This is a genomic window from Nostoc sp. CHAB 5715 (assembly GCF_020829685.1).
Taxonomy (GTDB): Bacteria; Cyanobacteriota; Cyanobacteriia; order Cyanobacteriales; family Nostocaceae; genus Nostoc.
On sequence record NZ_JAIVFR010001171.1, the window covers coordinates 1 to 2,077 of the forward strand.

Annotated in this window: 2 protein-coding genes and 1 pseudogene; all 3 read right to left on the bottom strand. The window is 40.8% G+C overall.

Features of this window, described 5'->3' with window-relative positions:
• On the bottom strand, positions 1-606 hold a 606-nt coding region (locus LC574_RS37325; protein WP_229458655.1), incomplete at its 3' end, for a ribonuclease J.
• Between the two features lie 283 nt (positions 607-889).
• Positions 890-1,774: a 4-hydroxy-tetrahydrodipicolinate synthase gene (gene dapA, locus LC574_RS37330; RefSeq protein WP_229458656.1), complete on the bottom strand. Its 885-nt coding sequence runs from the start codon at positions 1,772-1,774 to the stop codon at positions 890-892.
• Between the two features lie 133 nt (positions 1,775-1,907).
• Positions 1,908-2,077 (bottom strand): annotated as a pseudogene (locus LC574_RS37335) (aspartate-semialdehyde dehydrogenase); the annotation flags it as partial.

The following is a 2,077-nucleotide window of genomic DNA, read 5'->3' on the forward strand; positions in this document are numbered from 1 at the left end:
AGTAGAATCACTTAGGAGGCAAAGAACGCCTTTTTCACCATGTTCTGCTAACCGTTGCAAGTCAAACTTTTCACCATCCACTGGGGTATGGTCAATTTTAAAATCCCCTGTGTGAATGAGTACACCAAGGGGAGTATGAATGGCAACAGTGAAACTATCAGCAATGGAGTGGGTGTTTCGGATATATTCAACTAAAAAGTTTTTGCCAATCCGCACCACATCGCGTGGTAGAACTGTTCTGATTTCTGTGCGATCGCGCACTCCTGCTTCTTCTAATTTACCCTCTAGCATTGCCATTGCTAATCTGGGTCCATAAATCACCGGGATATCAAATTGCTTGAGATGAAAAGCAATCCCGCCGATATGGTCTTCATGACCGTGAGTAACGATCATCCCTTTAATTTTGTGGCGATTTTCCCGCAGATAGGTCGTATCTGGCAGAACAATATTTACTCCATGCATTGCCTCTGTGGGAAAAGCCAATCCTGCATCTAACAGGATAATTTCATCGTCATACTCAAAAAGACAGGTATTTTTCCCAATTTCGTGCAAACCGCCCAAAGGAATAATTTTCAAGGCGGAATTATTAGCTTCGTTTTTAGCCATTTTCTCCTTAGATTGTTACTTGTGGTTAATTTAGTTGATAGTTAACGAACTTGTATTTAAGACAACATCATTTGTTTCTTAATTCAGTCCCAAAGCAATCAAGTTTTAATTGAAGATTTCAATTTTTTATTCAATATATATAATCGACAGTACACTGAAGAATTTATAGTATGTCTATCAGTCCTAACACAGATTTTTAAATTGCAACTTATGAACAATTATGATCATTGTTTATATGTATCTTTATAAAGCAGCAGATTAACAGCCCTTAACCAGATGGTGGCTAGATTAAACTAAGTTCTTTCAGAACCGCTTCTAACTTTTGACTTACTTCTAAATCAGCTTCACATAGCGGTGGACGAGTTGAACCAACCTGCCAACCTTGAAGTTTCAGTGCTTTTTTCACTGGAATGGGATTTGAAGTGAGAAATAAAGCTTTAAACAACGGGAAGAGTTGGAGATGAATGTCGCTTGCTACCTCAATTTTACCCGCACTAAAAGCTTGGATCATCCGCTGTAGTTGGTTTCCTACCAGATGGGAAGCCACCCTTACCACGCCCTTTGCCCCGATCGCTAACAAGGGCAAAGTCATGTAATCATCACCAGAATAGATGTGAAATTCTTTTGGTGTCAAGCGACGAATTTCGCTTGCCTGATCTATACTACCAGTGGATTCTTTAATTCCGATAATATTGCTAACCTCAGCTAACCGGGCAACTGTTTCTGGCTGAAGGTTTTGTCCGGTACGACCGGGGACATTGTATAACAACAAAGGTAAGTCGGGACAGGCTTGTGCTATAGCCTGAAAGTGCGCTTCCAATCCCGCTTGTGGCGGTTTGTTGTAATAAGGAACAACTTGTAAGGAACCATGTACTCCTATTTTAGACGCTTTTTGGGTGGCTGCGATCGCTTCTTTGGTGGAATTTGAACCACAACCTGCGATCACCTTGGCTTTTCCTGCCACGGAGTGCAATACCTCGACAAACAGCTGGTATTCCTCATCCCAACTTAGGGTAGGGGATTCTCCGGTTGTGCCGCACACCACCAATGTATCTGTTCCGTTGTTAGCTAGATGTGCTGCCAGTTCTGCCGCTACATCATAATTTACACTACCGTCTGCTTTAAACGGCGTAATCATAGCGGTTAAAACATTGCCAAAATCTCCCACCCTTTTTTCACTCCTGATTACCCATATTTTTATATCTTGGTGGTTTTCTATTGTAATAACCTATCTGCAAATTCCTTTCAACAGTAATTTGCACATTTGCTCTTTTTCATTAGTTGTTTATTTTTACTAATGACTAGCTTGAAACGTAAGCTTTAGCAGGTTTGAATAGATTTTTTTCTACCAGCAACTCAGCGATTTGTATTGCATTCAATGCTGCGCCTTTGCGGATTTGGTCGCCACACAACCATAATTCCAAGCCACAGGCATGAGAAATATCTTGACGAATTCTTCCTACTAAAACTT